At 58.3% G+C, this 13,655-nt stretch carries 20 protein-coding genes; 9 read left to right on the plus strand and 11 right to left on the minus strand.

Annotated features, from left to right (window positions below; translation table 11 throughout):
• The first annotated feature begins 12 nt into the window (after positions 1-12).
• Positions 13-549 (plus strand): DUF2975 domain-containing protein, encoded by a 537-nt coding sequence (locus tag ACZ1GS_RS01175; protein ID WP_472696678.1) that lies wholly within the window; start codon positions 13-15, stop codon positions 547-549.
• Positions 549-773, plus strand: coding sequence for a helix-turn-helix domain-containing protein (locus ACZ1GS_RS01180; protein ID WP_472696679.1), 225 nt, complete (start codon positions 549-551; stop codon positions 771-773). The genes ACZ1GS_RS01175 and ACZ1GS_RS01180 overlap by 1 nt, the downstream gene beginning before the upstream one ends.
• Positions 774-794: 21 nt before the next feature.
• On the opposite strand, the gene ACZ1GS_RS01185 is transcribed toward ACZ1GS_RS01180, so the two are convergent.
• The gene (locus tag ACZ1GS_RS01185; protein ID WP_472696680.1) at positions 795-1,400 is read right to left on the minus strand and encodes a TetR/AcrR family transcriptional regulator; all 606 of its coding nucleotides are present in this window, start codon (positions 1,398-1,400) and stop codon (positions 795-797) included.
• Between the two features lie 54 nt (positions 1,401-1,454).
• Between ACZ1GS_RS01185 and ACZ1GS_RS01190 the strand changes: the two genes are divergently transcribed.
• The 4 genes from ACZ1GS_RS01190 to ACZ1GS_RS01205 all read left to right on the plus strand — a co-directional run bounded on the left by ACZ1GS_RS01190 (position 1,455) and on the right by ACZ1GS_RS01205 (position 4,665).
• Positions 1,455-1,823, plus strand: coding sequence for a hypothetical protein (locus tag ACZ1GS_RS01190; RefSeq protein ID WP_472696681.1), 369 nt, complete (start codon positions 1,455-1,457; stop codon positions 1,821-1,823).
• Between the two features lie 11 nt (positions 1,824-1,834).
• The gene (locus tag ACZ1GS_RS01195) at positions 1,835-3,289 is read left to right on the plus strand and encodes an 8'-apo-carotenoid 13,14-cleaving dioxygenase (protein ID WP_472696682.1); all 1,455 of its coding nucleotides are present in this window, start codon (positions 1,835-1,837) and stop codon (positions 3,287-3,289) included.
• A 60-nt stretch (positions 3,290-3,349) separates the two neighbouring features.
• Entirely contained in the window at positions 3,350-3,871 is a 522-nt protein-coding gene (locus tag ACZ1GS_RS01200; protein ID WP_472696683.1) for a hypothetical protein, read from the plus strand.
• A 77-nt stretch (positions 3,872-3,948) separates the two neighbouring features.
• On the plus strand, positions 3,949-4,665 hold the full coding sequence (locus ACZ1GS_RS01205) for an SDR family oxidoreductase (protein WP_472696684.1): 717 nt from the start codon (positions 3,949-3,951) through the stop codon (positions 4,663-4,665).
• Here the strand turns inward: ACZ1GS_RS01205 and ACZ1GS_RS01210 are convergent.
• Positions 4,662-5,354, minus strand: a complete 693-nt coding sequence (locus ACZ1GS_RS01210; protein WP_472696685.1) for a 5'-methylthioadenosine/S-adenosylhomocysteine nucleosidase family protein — start codon at positions 5,352-5,354, stop codon at positions 4,662-4,664. The two genes, ACZ1GS_RS01205 and ACZ1GS_RS01210, sit on opposite strands and share 4 nt — an antisense overlap.
• Before the next feature lie 7 nt (positions 5,355-5,361).
• On the minus strand, positions 5,362-5,901 hold the full coding sequence (locus ACZ1GS_RS01215; RefSeq protein ID WP_472696686.1) for an adenine phosphoribosyltransferase: 540 nt from the start codon (positions 5,899-5,901) through the stop codon (positions 5,362-5,364).
• Between the two features lie 115 nt (positions 5,902-6,016).
• On the opposite strand from ACZ1GS_RS01215, the gene ACZ1GS_RS01220 reads away from it, so the two are divergent.
• Both ACZ1GS_RS01220 and ACZ1GS_RS01225 read left to right on the plus strand, forming a co-directional pair.
• A complete protein-coding gene (locus tag ACZ1GS_RS01220) occupies positions 6,017-7,252 on the plus strand; it encodes a cytochrome P450 (protein WP_472696687.1) in 1,236 nt (411 codons plus the stop codon).
• Positions 7,253-7,273: 21 nt separating this feature from the next.
• Positions 7,274-7,837 (plus strand): acyloxyacyl hydrolase, encoded by a 564-nt coding sequence (locus ACZ1GS_RS01225; protein WP_472696688.1) that lies wholly within the window; start codon positions 7,274-7,276, stop codon positions 7,835-7,837.
• An 87-nt stretch (positions 7,838-7,924) separates the two neighbouring features.
• Here ACZ1GS_RS01225 and rplL read toward each other — a convergent pair whose 3' ends face one another.
• Positions 7,925-8,299 (minus strand): 50S ribosomal protein L7/L12, encoded by a 375-nt coding sequence (rplL, locus tag ACZ1GS_RS01230; protein ID WP_108811330.1) that lies wholly within the window; start codon positions 8,297-8,299, stop codon positions 7,925-7,927.
• A gap of 41 nt (positions 8,300-8,340) precedes the next feature.
• The gene (gene rplJ, locus ACZ1GS_RS01235; RefSeq protein WP_472696689.1) at positions 8,341-8,853 is read right to left on the minus strand and encodes a 50S ribosomal protein L10; all 513 of its coding nucleotides are present in this window, start codon (positions 8,851-8,853) and stop codon (positions 8,341-8,343) included.
• A gap of 494 nt (positions 8,854-9,347) precedes the next feature.
• On the opposite strand from rplJ, the gene ACZ1GS_RS01240 reads away from it, so the two are divergent.
• Positions 9,348-9,872 (plus strand): PEPxxWA-CTERM sorting domain-containing protein, encoded by a 525-nt coding sequence (locus tag ACZ1GS_RS01240; protein ID WP_472696690.1) that lies wholly within the window; start codon positions 9,348-9,350, stop codon positions 9,870-9,872.
• A 184-nt stretch (positions 9,873-10,056) separates the two neighbouring features.
• On the opposite strand, the gene rplA is transcribed toward ACZ1GS_RS01240, so the two are convergent.
• From rplA to ACZ1GS_RS01270, 6 genes are all read right to left on the minus strand, one after another.
• The gene (gene rplA / locus ACZ1GS_RS01245) at positions 10,057-10,758 is read right to left on the minus strand and encodes a 50S ribosomal protein L1 (protein ID WP_472696691.1); all 702 of its coding nucleotides are present in this window, start codon (positions 10,756-10,758) and stop codon (positions 10,057-10,059) included.
• Between the two features lie 3 nt (positions 10,759-10,761).
• Positions 10,762-11,193, minus strand: a complete 432-nt coding sequence (rplK, locus tag ACZ1GS_RS01250) for a 50S ribosomal protein L11 (protein ID WP_472696692.1) — start codon at positions 11,191-11,193, stop codon at positions 10,762-10,764.
• Between the two features lie 165 nt (positions 11,194-11,358).
• Complete coding sequence (gene nusG / locus ACZ1GS_RS01255; RefSeq protein WP_472696693.1) at positions 11,359-11,892, minus strand: transcription termination/antitermination protein NusG; 534 nt, start codon at positions 11,890-11,892, stop codon at positions 11,359-11,361.
• A gap of 34 nt (positions 11,893-11,926) precedes the next feature.
• The gene (gene secE / locus ACZ1GS_RS01260) at positions 11,927-12,130 is read right to left on the minus strand and encodes a preprotein translocase subunit SecE (RefSeq protein ID WP_109354996.1); all 204 of its coding nucleotides are present in this window, start codon (positions 12,128-12,130) and stop codon (positions 11,927-11,929) included.
• 142 nt (positions 12,131-12,272) lie between these two features.
• Positions 12,273-13,151: a phytanoyl-CoA dioxygenase family protein gene (locus ACZ1GS_RS01265; RefSeq protein WP_472696694.1), complete on the minus strand. Its 879-nt coding sequence runs from the start codon at positions 13,149-13,151 to the stop codon at positions 12,273-12,275.
• A 106-nt stretch (positions 13,152-13,257) separates the two neighbouring features.
• Positions 13,258-13,647: a VOC family protein gene (locus ACZ1GS_RS01270; protein ID WP_472696695.1), complete on the minus strand. Its 390-nt coding sequence runs from the start codon at positions 13,645-13,647 to the stop codon at positions 13,258-13,260.
• Between the last annotated feature and the right edge of the window lie 8 nt (positions 13,648-13,655).

Below are 13,655 nucleotides of genomic sequence, written 5' to 3' on the forward strand. Positions count from 1 at the left end.
AGAGCTTCCACCATGCTTGCAAAACTCAGAGATCCTCTATTATCGGCGAGCCGAACGGCCTCGCGGACGACCCGCAATTTTTTCGCCATCGCCGCAGCGCTGGTGTTGCTGGCGATCCCTGCGGCGATGATCTACGATGACGCCGCGCTGGCCGCCATCCACAGCCATTTCTCCATTCCGACGTCGCATTATCCGACCGCTATTGTCGCCGGTCTGATGCTGCTTTTTTCGGTGGTCCTGAGCCTGTGGTGGCTGTTCTTCCGGACGCTGACCGACATTGTGGAAACGGTGGCCCAGGGGGATCCGTTCATTGCGAAGAATACCGGCAGACTCCATCTGATGGCCGGGCTTCTGGTCGTTTTGCAACTGGTCTATATTCCTACCGCTGCGCTCGCCTTGATGGTCGAGACGGCGATCAAGGGACCGACATCCGAAGTCGCTATATTCTGGGACAGCACTGCGCTGCTGATGGCGTTGACCTTGTTTGTCATCGCCCGGGTGTTCCAGTTCGGCACCGCCCTGCGTGATGATCTGGAGGGGACAGTCTGATGGCCATTACCGTAAAGCTCGACGACCTGCTCCACGACAACCGGATGACGCTGACCGAACTGGCCGAGCGGGTCGATATCACCCTCGCTAATCTGTCGATCCTGAAAACCGGCAAGGCGAAAGCGATGCGTTTTACGACGCTGGACGCGATTTGCCGGGAACTGCAATGTCAGCCGGGCGACCTGCTGCATTATGAAAGCGACGATAGCAAAGCAGAAGACTGAAGCGGCGGTGTCGCGCCCTGTTCAGCAGTTCGAAAAGTCGGTCATCAACACCACTTTGCGCACCTGATCCGGATCATAATCCACCTGACCGTCGAGGATCAGCATCGCCAGTCCATGGACCAGCGACCAGGCGTGCAAGGCCGCCGCGGCGCGCTGTTCGGTCGAGAGCGTGTCCGGCATCAAGGCGGTGATACCGGCCCGCAGCTGATAAAAGGCCTCGCCCATTGCCGAGGGATCGCCAGTGGCGAGATCGACCTTGCCGACCCGGTTGTAGATCAGGCGGAGCAAGGCGGGATTTTCAACCGCCCAGCGGACATAGGTCACGCCCACTTCGCCAAAGCCATCGCGCCCACCGCCGACCGCTTTCGCGGCCTTGGCCTGATGAATGCCCAGCCGGTTCAACCCTTCGAGCGCCAGCGCATCAAGCAAGGCATCCTTGTTCGGAAAATGCCGGTACAGCGCCGTGGCCGATACGCCCAGCTCGCGCGCCAGCGCGCGCAGGCCGAGGTCCGGATGTTCCTGCTCGGCGATCCGCTGCATGCCCAGAGCAAGCACCGCCGACCGCAAATCTCCGTGGTGATAGGATCCTGAATCTTTAATGTTGACACTGTTACCTTTTGCGCTCATGTTAACATCATAAACATATCGAATCGATTTGCCAACCGGGAAGGGAGTGGGGCGATGCTGATATATGCGATCACAACCGCAATCCTGGGCGTCATTGTCGCGCTGGCCCATTCGGTGCTCAGCGAGCGGGTTCTGCTTGGCCCGCTATATCGGGAGCGCGACGATGGCTTGCTCGCGGTGCCATCAACCCGCGCCATATTCCGCGCCGTTTTTCATATCCCCTCGATCGCCTGGGCTGGCCTGGCGATCGCGGTTCTTCTCAATCGTCTGCAAGATGGCAGTGACCTGCTGCCGCTGACCGCGATGATCATCTTTGCGCTGTCCGGAATCGGCAATCTGGTGGCGCTGCGTCGGCCGCATCCCGGTGGGCTGATTCTGCTTGCCATGGCCGCTGCAACGCTGGCCGACATCCAATTTAACTGAAGGAACAACTCATGGCTTCTGCAATTGAAAAAACCATTCGCGCGGCGGTAACCCCGGTTTTGACCGGCGTCGCCAATTTCAACCGCAAGCGTCTGCCTGATCCCGAGCAAGGCCATCCCTATCTGACCGGCGTCCATGCGCCGATGACCAGCGAAGAAACCATTTCGGCGATGCAGGTGACCGGGACGATTCCAGCCGCGCTGGACGGCCGCTATATGCGGATCGGCCCCAATCCCGCCACGCCGCCGCAGCAAGGCAGCTATCACTGGTTTGTCGGCGACGGGATGGCGCACGGGATCCGCATCAAGGACGGCGAGGCGGTCTGGTATCGCAACCGCTGGATCCGCTCCAACGCGGTCAGCGACGCCCTGGGTGAAGTGCGCAAACCCGGCACCCGCAAGGCGCGAACCGACACCGCCAATACCAATATCGTCGCCATTGGCGGCAAGACATTTGCCATTGTCGAAGCCGGCGGATTCCCGGTCGAGCTGACCGACGAGCTTGATACGGTGAAGCATAATCCTTTTGACGGCACACTGACCAACGCCTTTTCGGCCCATCCCCATGTCGATACCAAGACCGGAGAGATGCATGCGATCTGCTATGATGCGCCGGTTGCCGACAAGGTCTGGCATGTGGTTGTCGGCACCGATGGCAAGGTGAAACGCGAAGAACCGATCACGGTCGCCGATGGTCCATCGATCCATGATTGCCAGATTACCGAGAATAACGTGCTGGTCTTCGATCTGCCCGCCACCTTCTCGGTCAAGCGGATGCTAGCCGGATATAGCTTTCCCTATGACTGGAGTCCGGATCATGGTGCGCGGGTTGGGCTGTTGCCGAAAACCGGAACCGATGCCGATATCATCTGGTGCCCCCTGGATGAGCCTTGCTATGTCTATCACCCGGCCAATGCTTTCGAGACCGAAGACGGCAAAACGGTGGTCGACGTGGTCGCGCATGAAAGCACTTATGCCAACACCACTTTCGGGCCCGGCGGCAGCTGGTCGCGCCTCGAGCGCTGGACGATTGATCCGGTCACCAGGTCGGTGGATCGCACGATCCTACATGACCGTCCGCAGGAATTTCCCCGCTATGACGAGCGCCTGACCAGCCAGCCCTATCGCTATGCCTATAGCGTGTCGCTCGGCGGTGAAAATGGAGACTTTGATGTCGCGGGCCATGAACTTTACAAACATGACCTGAAGACCGGTCAGACGTTGACGCGTGACTTTGGCAAGACCCGCCATCCCGGTGAATTTGTCTTCGTTCCGCGCCATTCCGATGCGGGCGAGGACGAAGGTTGGCTGGTCGGATTGGTGATCGATTCCGAGACTGAAACCAGTCACCTGACAATCTTGAACGCCGATGATTTTCTCGGCGAGCCACAGGCGGTGATCCATATCCCGCATCGCATCCCCCCCGGCTTTCATGGCAATTGGGTCGCGCATAGCAGCGGCGGTTGAAACCCGCTCTTGACCTGTCAGGGCAATGGTTCAAAACAGCGTCTCTGAAGGGGACGTGCGATGAAATTACCGATCACCGGATACCGGCTGACAATGCCGGTCCTGGTTCTGACGGCTATGGCTGCGAGCAGTGCGGTGCAGGCCGCGACCGGCTACAAAGCAGGGCATAGCGCGCTGCAATTGTGGAACGCGGAAGGCCAGGCTGCGGCACCGCAATGGGTCCAGACCTGGTTGACGATCATGGCCGGCAGCTTCGCCCTCGGACTGCTGTTCGTGTGGAAGCGTATCGAAGCCCGCTGGGTGGTGGGCGGCTTTGTGCTTGGCCTGCTGGTCAGCCGTTTTGTGATTCCCGCGCTCGGCCTGGTCAAACTGTCGGGACTGGTGGCGCTGGTGCATCTGGTCTTCTGGACGCCGGCTCTGTTTCTGCTGCTGAAAAACCGGCCGTTTTTCAAAGAGCGGTCCTTTTACGCCCTGTGGTCGGCCTGGATCACGCTGGTGATCCTGTTTTCCTTTGTCTTCGATGTCCGCGACGCGGTGATCTATGGGGATCATATGCTCGGCCTCGGTCTCTTCTCGGCCTAGCAAAAAGACGCTTGTTCTCTGGCGGCCGCTGATCAAGACTTGGGCTGGGCAAGTCAGTCAGGAAAAGGAAGCGGAGCATGAAAACAGCCATAGTGACCGGAGCATCCAGCGGAATCGGCGCAGCAACGGCGAGGGTGCTGGTCGCCTCGGGCTATAATGTCATGCTGGCCGCGCGGCGCATGGATCGGCTTGAGCCGCTGGCGGAAGAGCTGGGCGCGCATTGCGCCTGCCACGCCACCGATGTCAGCAATCCCGCAGATCATGTTGCGCTGGCGGAAGCCACGGCGGAGCGTTTCGGACAGATTGACGCGCTGGTCAGCAATGCCGGGATCATGCCGGTGTCACTGATCGAGAAAGGCCGGGTCGATGACTGGGAACGGATGATCGACGTCAATCTGCGCGGCGTGCTGCACGGCATTCATGCGGTGCTGCCGGACATGATCGACCGCAAGGATGGTCATATCGTGATTGTATCCTCGATTGCCGCGCTCGAAACATTTCCGTCCAGCGCGGTCTATTCCGCAACCAAGGCGGGGGTGCGCTCGCTGGGCGATACGCTGCGCAAGGAAATGACCAGCCATGGCGTGCGGGTGACCACGGTGTTTCCCGGCGGGGTAAAGACCGAACTGGGCACCACCATTACCGATCCCTCGGTGCTCGAGATGATGGGCAATCGGTTCACCTTTGAATTTCTCGAACCCGAAGATATCGCCAATGGTATTGCCTATGTGCTGAACCAGCCGCCTTCGGTCTGCGTCGGCGAGATCATGATCCGGCCGACCGGCCAGCCCTAAAGCAGCGCAATCATGCGCGCAGCGGCATCGGCGGCGCGCTGTGCTGCCGCCGCGAGATTGGTGTGAAAATCACCGGAACTATTGCCGTCTGCGCTATCGGTTACGGCCTTGATGCCGGCCCAGGGCGTGCCCAGTTTCGCAGCGATCTGCGCCACCGCCGCGGTCTCCATGTCGACCAGATCGGTTTTGAGATCATCGCGCAAATAGCCAGAGCGATCCGGGCATTTCACAAAACAGTCAGCGGTCGCAATCCGCGCCAGCGGCAGGCTCAGCGCGGGTGGCATCGGGTGGGCTTCGAACGGCGACCAGTCCGCCGGTCCAATCGGCCAGGCGCCGGCATTATAGTGAGTAAAGCCCTCGTGGCTGCCAAATTTCTCCAGCGTGCCATAATCGGCTTGCAGCGATTGCTGAAGATAGAAACAGTCGCCGGGGATTTTGCTGACCTGTCCGGCGGTCCCGATCACCAGAAACAGATCGGGCTGCTGCGCGGCGTGCAGGAACATCGCGGCAGCCCCGGCATGGACCTTGCCAATGCCCGAACAGCAGATCGCGATATGCTTGTCCTGATAGGCCAGTTGCCGGATGGGGCCAAACGGGCTGTCAAGACGTTCGGCTGGCTTATCGCGCAGAAAGGCATCGGCTTCGTCCTGGACGCCGGTGATGATCGCGATGCGTTGGATCGAAGCCATGACCGGTTCAGTCGCCAGCAAAGGCCATCAGCGCCATGGGTTCCACGCCCGCAGCGGCCAGTTTTTCGGCTCCGCCGAGATCGGGCAGATCGACGATGAACAAGGCGGTGTCGACCACCGCGCCCTGGCCGCGGAGCAATTCCGCGCCGGCCATCGCGGTGCCGCCGGTGGCAATCAGATCATCGACCAGCAGAACCCGTTGCCCCGGCTGGATCGCGTCGACATGCATCTCGATCTGGTCGGTGCCATATTCAAGCGCATAGTCGATACGGACCGACTGGCCGGGCAGCTTGCCGGGCTTGCGCAGCATGACTTTGCCCTTTTCCAGAGCATAGGACATGGCCGAGGACACGATAAACCCGCGCGCTTCTATTCCGGCAATCAGATCGAACCTGTCCGGATCGACCAGCGCGATCATCCGGTCGATCGTCTTGCGGAACGCCGGACCGTCCAGCAACAAGGTGGAAACGTCGCGGAACTCTATGCCCGGTTTAGGATAGTCAAGGATAGTCCGGACGAGGGCGATCAGGTCTTGATTGTCGGTCATGATGCGTCCCCATTTGATCTCGCCTCTTGATAAGGCCACTCCGATGCAAGTCAATTGGGTCGCGCATTGTCATTCAATCGGATTAGGTTATCGTGTCTGTAAAGAGGAGAGCAAGATGACGGTCAGCGAAACCCGGGAAGCCCGCGCCTTGACGCCGGTTGATGTCAGTGATGCGGCGCTCTATGTCGAGGACCGCTGGCAGGCGCCTTTTGCCGCGCTGCGCCGAGAGAGTCCGGTCAGTTACCGGGAGGACAGCCCTTATGGTCCCTATTGGTCGGTCGTGACGCTCGATCTGGTGCAGCAAGTCGAGGCCGATCCCGACACCTATTCCTCGGCATCGGAAATTGGCGGGATCACGATTGTCGACAGTGTCGATGAGAATGAATTTCCCAATTTCATCGCGATGGACCGGCCCAAGCATACGGCCCAGCGGAAAGTGGTTCAGCCGGCATTTAACCCCAGCGAAATGAAGCGCCGCGAGGCCGAGATTCGCCAGCGTACCAAAGAGCTTTTCGACGACCTGCCGATGGGTGACACATTTGACTGGGTCGAAGCGGTTTCGGTCAAACTGACCATCGGCATGCTCTGTGTGCTGTTCGATTTCCCCTGGGAAGAGCGCCATGATCTGAAACGCTGGTCGGACTGGGCCAGCGAAGTGTCGCCGGACCAGAGCGAGGAACGGCGCGAGAAATTTTTCGAGCAGATGTTCCAGATGCTCGCCCGCTTCGATCAGTTGTTCGAAGCCCGCCGGGCCGCGCCGCCAGCAGACGATTTGTTCTCCCGCATCGTGCACAGCGAGGCGATGGGGGACATGCCGGCGCTCGAGCGGCTCGCCAATATCGCGCTGCTGATCGTCGGCGGCAATGATACGACGCGCAACAGCATGAGCGGCTTTGTCCAGGCCTGCCATCTGTTCCCCGCGCAATTTGACAAGCTGCGCGGCGACCCGTCGCTGGTGGCCAATGCAGCCCAGGAAATCATCCGCTGGCAATCGCCCGTCACCCACATGCGCCGGACCTGTACCCGGGATACGAAGCTCGGCGGTCAACAGCTCAAAAAGGGCGACAAGGTGATCCTGTGGTATATTTCGGCCAATCGCGATGAAACCGTGTTTGCCGACCCTGATAGCTTTGACATCACGCGCGAAAACGCCCGGCGGCATGTCGCGTTCGGCCATGGTGTCCATCGCTGTGTCGGCGCGCGGCTCGCCGAGATACAGCTCGCGGTGTTGTTCGAGGAGATATTGGCACGAAATATTAGGATTGAGCCGGTAGAGCCTGCGACCAGACTGGCCAGTCCGTTTCTGCACGGCTTTACAGCCATGCCGGTGCGGATGGTGCCAGTCGACTGAACCAGACGGGGGAGCCGCATTTTGTATTTTCGATTTCTGGCGCGATTTCCGGCGCGATTGCTGGCACGATGTCTGGCGGCGCTGGTGCTGATCACCAGCCAGCCGGCGCTGGCGGACGAGCTGTTTGTCGGTGTCGCGGCGCATCAGGAGATACGGCCGCTGGCGGCGAATAATGATGAACAGGGTGTCGATATCCAGCTCGGCTATCGCGGGGAACGGATTGAGGCGCTGGCGTTCATCGGCAAGCCTTCGCCTTATCTATTGCTGTCGGGCAATCTGTCCGGCGATACCAGCTTTGCTGCGGCCGGTCTGTCGTGGAAAATCGGCGACCGGGTCTATCTGCGTCCGGCGATCGGGCTGGCGATCCATGACGGCCCGGACTTCTCTGTCGGGCCTGACCGTTCGCAGACCCAATTGGGATCGCGGATTGTCTTTGAGCCGGAATTGTCGGTCGGCGTGCAGCTGTCCGAGACGATCGACCTGGAAGCCAGCTGGGTGCATCTCAGCCACGGCAAGATTTTCAACAGTGTGCAAAATCCCGGCCGGGATTCGGTTGGCTTGCGGCTGGTCGTAACGCTGCCATAGAAAAAGGCGGCCTCCGCTTGGGAGACCGCCCTTATTCTGCAAGCCTTGTCATCATCCTGAACCGGGTTCAGCATGATGACCATGCCATTACTTCAGCTCAACGGTACCGCCAGCTGCTTCGATCTTGGTCTTGATCTCTTCGGCTTCGGCTTTGTTGACGCCTTCCTTGATCGCCTTAGGCGCGCCTTCGACCAGAGCTTTCGCATCGGTCAGGCCAAGCGCGGTGATCGCACGGACTTCTTTAATCACCTGGATTTTCTTGCCGCCGTCGCCGGTCAGAATGACGTCAAATTCGTCTTTCTCTTCAGCAGCCGCTTCGCCGCCACCAGCAGCTGGGCCAGCTACAGCAACAGCAGCAGCAGCAGATACGCCCCACTCTTCTTCCAGAGCCTTGGACAGTTCAGCCGCTTCCATCACGGTGAGTTTCGACAGTTCTTCAACCAATTTAGCAATATCAGCCATTTTCAATATACTCCAAATTTCTAATCAATTAAGTTCGGTAATCATTCACCCGAGGCGGCATAAGCGCCGACTACGCGTGCAAGGGCTCCAGCTGGTTCCTTGACAATCCGTGCGATTTTCGTTTGTGGCGCAACAAGCAGACCAACAATCGTACCGCGAAGTTCATCAAGAGAAGGCATGGAGGCCAGCGATTTAACGCCTGCTTCGTCAAGAAGGGTATCACCCATCGCGCCGCCGACAATCTCCAGGAGATCATTGGTTTTTGCGAATTCGACCGCGATTTTCGCAGCCGCCACCGGATCATCCGATGTGGCAAGTGCGACCGGACCAGACAGCAGATCTGCTATCGGGGCATAGTCGGTTCCTTCCAGAGCCCGCTTGGCAAGGCGGTTTTTCGAGACTTTGAAGCTCGCACCTGCTTCCCGCATCTTTCCGCGCAGCTCGGTAGATTGAGCCACGGACAGACCCAGATTGCGTGTCACCACGACAACCCCGGCCTCCTTGAAAGTCGCGTTCAGCGCAGCAACGGCTTCGGTCTTTTGACCACGATCCATATTTTGCTCCTTCACGAGGATACCGGCCGAAACCAGTATCCGATTCCAAATTTCGCCACGCCGAAACCGGTTCGGCGGGACGAGCGAAAGAACCAACCGAAGTCAGTTCTGTATAATCCGAAGGGGGTTTTGGTTGTCTGGCCGGGCTGTAAGAAGCTGGCTGCCAACCCGTGCGTTGCCGCACGAAAAAACTGATCCCCGTCTAGGCTGGAAATTAAGAGAGGCAAATTCCTCTCACCGGCTGTCTCGGACGGAAATTGCGATTCCTTGGCGGAGTCACAATTTGTGACGCTGCCTCTAGCGCATGGCCGCGCGATGTCAAGCACATACTGCCGATAGCCAGCACCGAAGCGGGTTTTTCAGGCGGATCCGGATGCCAAAAAAATTATGGTTAACAGTCTATGAAAGCCGGGATCATTTATGCTAAAGCACAGCTCAATTCGGGTCGCACCAAATGATATTCGCCGTATAGTCTCGGCAAAAGAGGAGTGACCATGAAATTGAAAGCCCTAGCATTATCCGCCGCTGCTGTTGCAGCTCTATCCGCCACACCGGCACAAGCGTTGACGCTTGTCGTTGACGGCGGCTGGGAACGGTTCACCTTTGATGATTCTGGCAGCGCATTGAGCGACGATTATGATTTTGTCCTCACCGATACCGCCTATCTGAAGATTACTGACGCTTTTCTTTATGGCGATGTCTTTCAGTTGACGATCAACGGCGTTGTGCAAGGCCTGACCTCGACACCGGGAACCGGTCCTGAAACGAGTGATCCGGATGCCGCTTTTGATGGTGGTCTCTATTCGCGCGCTTTTTATGAGCTCGGAGCAGGTTCCTATGATGTCACCGGCATCGTTGCTGACTCGCCCTTCGACGGCGGCGCCGGCTTTATCGAGCTGTCTTCCACGGCTCCGGTTCCGGAACCAGCGACCTGGGCGTTCATGATCTTCGGTTTTGGTGCCATTGGCGGTGCGATGCGCCGTCAGCGCAAAGCTAATGTGAAAGTTAGCTACGCCTGATTGACCACAAATCAATAAAGAGGGCCGGGAGCAATCCCGGCCTTTTTTTGGCCTGCGGTGTTCCCGTCGGTCGCATCGGGACGGAACGGCAGCCACGCATAAACGCCACCCATAAACAAGGCACCCACAAAAAAGGCCGGGGATCAGCCCGGCCTTTTTCACTATTGGTTGGAACGGAAAGCGGTTACGCGCCTTCAATCTCGCTCAGGTCAATTTTGAGACCGGGGCCCATGGTCGAGCTCAGGCCAATCTTCTTGACATAGCGGCCCTTGGCGCCGGTCGGCTTCGCTCTGACCACCGCGTTGACGAGCGCATCGAAATTCTTGCGCAGATCGGCTTCCTTGAAGCTGGTCTTGCCAATGCCATTGTGAATGATACCGGCTTTTTCCACGCGATATTCAATCTGTCCGCCCTTGGCGTCCTTGACCGCCTGGCCAACATTCGGGGTGACGGTGCCGAGTTTCGGGTTTGGCATCAGGCCTTTCGGACCGAGAACCTTGCCGAGACGGCCGACGACGCCCATCATGTCTGGCGTTGCAATGATGCGATCATAGTTGAGATCGCCGCCCTGCATCGCTTCCATCAGATCTTCCGCGCCAACCACATCGGCGCCGGCTTCCTTGGCTTCGTCCGCTTTCGCGTCCTTGGCAAAGACAGCCACACGGGTTTCCTTGCCCGTACCGGCTGGCAGACTGATCACGCCGCGCACCATCTGGTCCGCGTGGCGGGGGTCAACACCGAGGTTGATGGCGATATCGAGCGTTTCGTCAAATTTAGACTTGGACGCCAGGCCCTTGATGGTCTTGATTGCTTCGTCAATGCCATAGAGCTTTTCGCGATCGATGGCTTCATTTGCCGCTTTCGCGCGTTTGGTGAGTTTGGCCATGTCTTATCCCTCCACCACGTCGATACCCATCGAACGGGCGCTGCCGGCGATGATTTTTACGGCCTGATCAACGTCATTGGCGTTGAGATCAGCCATTTTCAGTTCAGCAATTTCCTTCAGCTGCGATGTCTTGATCGTGCCGCCCGAGACCTTGCCTGGCTCGCTCGAACCTTTTTTCAGCTTGGCAATTTTCTTGATGAAATAGCTGGCTGGCGGGCTCTTGGTTTCGAAGGTGAAGCTGCGATCGGCGAAAACGGTGATTTTCGTCGGGATCGGAGCGCCTTTTTCCATCTTGTCTGTAGCCGCGTTAAACGCTTTACAGAATTCCATGATGTTGACGCCGCGCTGACCCAATGCTGGGCCGATCGGCGGGGATGGGTTTGCAATGCCGGCGGGCACTTGCAAATTGATATAGCCATCAATTTTCTTAGCCATTTGGCTGTCCTTTCATTCTGTCGGATCTGTGACAAGCTCGGAATGAGCGGGTCTGGGGATCCTCAAATTAAGCGGTCAAACAGCGAGCCCGAAGACTGGCCTCCCGCAGTGGTGATCCAGCGGCTCAAAGCCGCTGGGGTTTATCCGGTGGCAAGCCACCAAATTCTATTTCGCGACTTCGACCTGTTCGAAATCGAGTTCGACCGGTGTCGCGCGGCCGAAGATTGAAACCGAAACCTTGACCCGGTTCTTCTCGAAGTCGAGTTCTTCGACGATACCGTTGAAGCTCGCAAACGGACCATCAAGCACCTTGATCTGGTCGCCAATTTCGTAATTGACGGTAATCCGCTGTTTCGGCGCGTTGGCGGCTTCTTCCTTGGTGTTCAGGATCCGCGCGGCTTCGGCTTCGCTAATCGGTTGCGGTTTCGATGTGCCAAGGAAGCCAGTGACTTTTGGCTGGTCTTTCACCAAGTGATAGACGTCATCGTTCATGTCGAGCTTGGCGAGCACATAGCCGGGGAAGAATTTCCGCTCCGACTGCACTTTCTTGCCGCGCCGGACTTCCGTAATGGTCTCGGTCGGGACTTCGATTTCTTCGACCAGCTGGGTCAGGCCCAGACGCTTGGCATCCGCCTCAATGGCTTCCTTGACCTTGTGTTCAAAGCCCGAATAAGCGTGAATAATATACCAGCGTGCCATATTTTAATCTAATCCCAAAAAAGTCGCAGCGGGTTTAGCCGCCCTTGGCGAGACCAAGCAGCCAGCCAACAACACCGTTAAAAACCGAATCAATGGCGAGGAAGAACAGCGCCAATATCGTCGTCATGATCAAGACCATGATCGCGGTGCGCACCGTGTCGGGCCAGGTGGGCCAGACCACTTTGCTGTTTTCCGCGCGGACCTGCCGCATAAATTCGCCTGGATTGACTTTCGCCATGTCTCAATTCCTGTTTTCGTTTCCCGGCTTCCGCATAAACTCCGGGTGTCAGTCTGCGGACTGTGTTCGGATATATGCATGATTTCGGAAAGAACCAGCCCCTTAACCCGTGATTCCCGATTCCGCAAGAGCAGAGTGCGGTTTAAGCCGGTATCGCGCGGTTCGGATGCATGCCGTCGACATAGCCCATAAACGGTTCATGGATCGAATAGCCCAGAAGCTCCTGCGCCCGCTTCGGCAGCCGGGCCGCTTTCTCCGGGGGCACGGCCAGCAACATGGTCTCGAGCGGCCGCATCCAGCCGGGACAATATTGTGGTGTCACGATCATCCGGGATTCGTCCGATCGGTTGGCACCGCCGCGATGCCACAGATTGCCTTTGGCGATCATCAACGAGCCCGCGGGCATGATTGCCTTGACCGCTTCGGGATGGGCGCCGGGGTCATGATCCTGATCGTCGCTGTCCGTGGTGAAAAAGTCGGAAAGAGAGTTGGTGCCGTCCAGTTCAACCTTGCTCCATTTGTGGCTGCCGGGGATGACTTCCGTCGCGCCATTGGTTTCGGTCATCGGATCAATCGTCCAGAACGTGCTGACGCCCAGCGCCTTGCGCGGCAGCGGCTGGCGGCAATGGTCATCGTCCATATGCCAGGGCTGGACGGTTTCTCCAGGATGCAGGTTGATCGCGAGACAGGCGGACAGCAGGCAGGACCGGCCCAGTTCGCGCTCGGCAAAGGCGAGCTGCAGCGGATGGGTGATCAGATCGGCAAAAAGCGGATCCTTGCCGAGCATCGCATAGATGCGGTTGGATTCGACACCCTCGAACACATTGCGGCCCCGGACGTCTGCGGCGATCCAGGGCGCGAGTGCCGCGCGCTGCGCCTGCAGCGCGTCGGGCGGCATGATCGACGGGAAAATGACATAGCCTTGCGCGTCATATTCCTGCCAAACCTCGTCGAAGCTGCGACCGCCGAGAAAAGGCGTGAGTTCATCGGTGGATAGGGGTGGTTTTTGCTGTGTTTCCATGACCTGTTTATGGCAGAAAATCAGGCTTTGTGCAATTTTCGCTGGTGATGCTACGGCATTGCTTGGCCCGCGTTTCCGCCGACCGGATCGACTCGCTTTATCGCGCTTAATGGCGCTCGATGAGATCCCATTTATTGCCAAAGGGATCGCGGAACACGGCGACCTTGCCATAGGGTTCGATCCGGGGTTCCTCGATAATGTCGATCCCGGCCCGTTCCATCAGCGCAAAGTCAGTGTCAAAATCATAGGTCTCGAGGAACAGGAACACCCGGCCACCGGCTTGTTCGCCAATGACCTTTTCCTGCGCCTCGTCGCTGGCTCTGGCCAGCAATATCCGCGTTTCGGTGCTGCCCGCCGGGGCCACCAGCACCCAGCGTTTGTCCTCGGACAATTCGGTATCTTCGATCAGATCAAAGCCCATGAGGCCGACATAAAAGGCAATCGCCTGATCATAGTCCGGCACAACCAGAGAGATTGCGGAAATAAACTGGGTCATGATGGAAC

The sequence above is a fragment of the Parasphingorhabdus sp. W113 genome, assembly GCF_055693205.1.

Coding starts and splice junctions, on each gene's coding strand:
- ACZ1GS_RS01185 (WP_472696680.1), bottom strand. CDS start 1,400: ATGAGCGCAAAAGGTAACAGTGTCAACATTAAAGATTCAGGATCCTAT.
- rplA (WP_472696691.1), bottom strand. CDS start 10,758: ATGGCCAAACTCACCAAACGCGCGAAAGCGGCAAATGAAGCCATCGAT.
- ACZ1GS_RS01265 (WP_472696694.1), bottom strand. CDS start 13,151: ATGGAAACACAGCAAAAACCACCCCTATCCACCGATGAACTCACGCCT.
- ACZ1GS_RS01210 (WP_472696685.1), bottom strand. CDS start 5,354: ATGGCTTCGATCCAACGCATCGCGATCATCACCGGCGTCCAGGACGAA.
- ACZ1GS_RS01200 (WP_472696683.1), top strand. CDS start 3,350: ATGAAATTACCGATCACCGGATACCGGCTGACAATGCCGGTCCTGGTT.
- ACZ1GS_RS01175 (WP_472696678.1), top strand. CDS start 13: ATGCTTGCAAAACTCAGAGATCCTCTATTATCGGCGAGCCGAACGGCC.
- ACZ1GS_RS01270 (WP_472696695.1), bottom strand. CDS start 13,647: ATGACCCAGTTTATTTCCGCAATCTCTCTGGTTGTGCCGGACTATGAT.
- ACZ1GS_RS01195 (WP_472696682.1), top strand. CDS start 1,835: ATGGCTTCTGCAATTGAAAAAACCATTCGCGCGGCGGTAACCCCGGTT.
- ACZ1GS_RS01240 (WP_472696690.1), top strand. CDS start 9,348: ATGAAATTGAAAGCCCTAGCATTATCCGCCGCTGCTGTTGCAGCTCTA.
- rplL (WP_108811330.1), bottom strand. CDS start 8,299: ATGGCTGATATTGCTAAATTGGTTGAAGAACTGTCGAAACTCACCGTG.
- ACZ1GS_RS01220 (WP_472696687.1), top strand. CDS start 6,017: ATGACGGTCAGCGAAACCCGGGAAGCCCGCGCCTTGACGCCGGTTGAT.
- rplK (WP_472696692.1), bottom strand. CDS start 11,193: ATGGCTAAGAAAATTGATGGCTATATCAATTTGCAAGTGCCCGCCGGC.
- nusG (WP_472696693.1), bottom strand. CDS start 11,892: ATGGCACGCTGGTATATTATTCACGCTTATTCGGGCTTTGAACACAAG.
- ACZ1GS_RS01215 (WP_472696686.1), bottom strand. CDS start 5,901: ATGACCGACAATCAAGACCTGATCGCCCTCGTCCGGACTATCCTTGAC.
- ACZ1GS_RS01190 (WP_472696681.1), top strand. CDS start 1,455: ATGCTGATATATGCGATCACAACCGCAATCCTGGGCGTCATTGTCGCG.
- ACZ1GS_RS01205 (WP_472696684.1), top strand. CDS start 3,949: ATGAAAACAGCCATAGTGACCGGAGCATCCAGCGGAATCGGCGCAGCA.
- rplJ (WP_472696689.1), bottom strand. CDS start 8,853: ATGGATCGTGGTCAAAAGACCGAAGCCGTTGCTGCGCTGAACGCGACT.
- secE (WP_109354996.1), bottom strand. CDS start 12,130: ATGGCGAAAGTCAATCCAGGCGAATTTATGCGGCAGGTCCGCGCGGAA.
- ACZ1GS_RS01180 (WP_472696679.1), top strand. CDS start 549: ATGGCCATTACCGTAAAGCTCGACGACCTGCTCCACGACAACCGGATG.